At 35.5% G+C, this 690-nt stretch carries 1 protein-coding gene; it reads right to left on the reverse strand.

All coding sequences use genetic code 11. The features are described 5' to 3' along the window. Window positions 1–510: 510 nt before the first annotated feature. Window positions 511–690 (reverse strand): hypothetical protein (locus tag G8761_RS26890; RefSeq protein ID WP_207789366.1); only part of this gene is annotated, 180 nt, incomplete at its 5' end.

Raw genomic sequence — 690 nt, forward strand, 5'->3', positions numbered from 1 at the left:
TATAGTGATTTTAGGTCAGGTGGGATTATTTGTTGAGTTTAAGTATATCAATAAGTGGAGGAAAAGAAATTAATAAGGATTTTTTTAGTAATGGTGAGTGAATTGGGAAGAGTTCAGTTTGAAAATTGGATGTTTTTGGTGTTTGAATTGTAGTTTGGAGAAGTGTTTTTAGTGATGGATTGGGTTTAAGTTTTTTGGAAAGGGGTGTTAGAGAGGGTGAGAGTTTTGTTGTGTTTGGATTTTGTTGCATTATGAGGTGTTGTCTATGAGTTGGGTTGTTTGGGAATGTAGTTTTAATTGGGTGGTAAATTTTGTTTAAGGTTAAATATGGGTGAGAGATCGATAGTGAACAAGTATTGTGAGGTAAAGATGAAAAGGATTTTGAAAAGAGAGTTAAAGAGTGTTTGAAATTGTTGGGAGGGAAGTGGATGGGGGTTGGTGATGTGTTGGTTGGATGTGGAATGGAGTAATTTGGTTTGTTGTTTGATTTGGGGTGTGGATTGATGTGGATTATGGTGGTGGTTTAAGTTTGGGTTGTTGATATGTTTGTGTAGATGCTGTTGTTGTGATTGTGGGTTGTCGCATGTGTTCAATGGTGTGTTTTGGTATTAGTGTGTTTTGGGTGTTGGTTTGTGGGTTTTTTATTTGATTTGTTTTGAAATATGGATTAAGGAGTTTCATATATGTGGA

The sequence above is a fragment of the Neobacillus terrae genome (assembly GCF_011393025.1).
Classification (GTDB): domain Bacteria; phylum Bacillota; class Bacilli; order Bacillales; family Cytobacillaceae; genus Neobacillus_A; species Neobacillus_A terrae.